The organism is Microbacterium sp. K35, assembly GCF_004794375.1.
GTDB classification, from domain to species: Bacteria; Actinomycetota; Actinomycetes; order Actinomycetales; family Microbacteriaceae; genus Microbacterium; species Microbacterium sufflavum.
Genome location: NZ_SSDM01000332.1, coordinates 1 through 1,312, shown reverse-complemented (window position 1 = coordinate 1,312; position 1,312 = coordinate 1). Strand labels below are relative to the sequence as shown.

Here is a 1,312-nt window from a genome sequence, read left to right as displayed (position 1 = left end):
GGAGGCGCCCCCGGCCGAACCCCGCCCGCGGGGCAGCCGCCGCTGGGTCGCCGGCGTCACCCGACGCCCGATCCTCGTGTCCCTCGCGATCGTGCTCGGTCTCGGCGTCGTCGCCGTCCCGGCACTCAGTCTCGACCTCGCGCTGCCGAACGCGGGCGTGCTGCCGAAGGACTCCGAAGCGCGGCAGACCTACGACCTCGTGGGCGAACAGTTCGGTCCCGGGTTCAACGGCCCGCTCATCCTCACCGGCACCATTGTCACCTCCACCGATCCGCTCGGTCTGATGGAGGACCTGGGCGACGCGGTCGCCGAGGTCCCGGGGGTCAAGGAGGTCGCGCTCGCCACCCCCAACGAGACCGCCGACACCGGCATCGTGCAGATCATCCCGGAGACGGCGCCCGACGACCCCGCCACCGCCGACCTCGTGCGCGAGCTGCGCAGCCACCACGACGAATGGCTCGACGAGTTCGGCATCGACCTGAAGGTCACCGGCTTCACGGCGGTCGGCATCGACATCTCCGACCAGCTCGGAGCCGCCCTGCTGCCGTTCGGCATCTTCGTGATCGGCCTGTCGCTCATCCTCCTCACGATCGTGTTCCGCTCGCTCTGGGTGCCGATCACCGCGGCCGCCGGTTACCTGCTGTCGATCGTGGCCGCGTTCGGCGTGGTGGGTGCCGTGTTCGAGTGGGGCTGGTTCGCCGACGCCCTGCACGTCGCGAAGGTCGGCCCCATCATCAGCTTCATGCCGATCATCCTGATGGGCGTGCTGTTCGGCCTCGCGATGGACTACCAGGTGTTCCTCGTCTCGCGCATGAGAGAGGACTTCGTGCACGACCCCGACGCGAAGAGCCCGGACCGGACGACCCGTCGCGCGGCCGCGCTGCGCGCCGTGCGGAGCGGCTTCTCCGGCTCCGCGAAGGTCGTCACGGCCGCCGGACTCATCATGTTCGCGGTGTTCGTGGCGTTCGTGCCCGAGGGCGACTCGTCGCTCAAGCCCATCGCGCTCGGGCTCGCCGCCGGCATCGCGATCGACGCGTTCCTGGTGCGGATGACCCTGATCCCCGCGCTCATGGCGATCCTCGGCGAGCGCGCGTGGGAGATCCCGGCCTGGCTCGAGCGCATCCTGCCGAGCGTGGACATCGAGGGCGAGGCGGTGGAACGCGAACGACACCTCGCCGCGTGGCCCGGCGACGGCTCCGTCGTGGCAGCCGACGACCTCACGGTGGGCGGCGACATCGCCGCGCTCGACGGCCTGTCGCTGCGCCTCGCACCGGGGAGCGCGGTGGTGGCCACCGGGCTCGACGCCGCCACC

Annotated in this window: 1 protein-coding gene; it reads left to right on the top strand. The window is 71.3% G+C overall.

From position 1 onward, the window contains the following. The coding region (locus DW299_RS13160) for an MMPL family transporter (RefSeq protein WP_168443144.1) at positions 1–1,312 on the top strand (1,312 nt) is incomplete at both ends.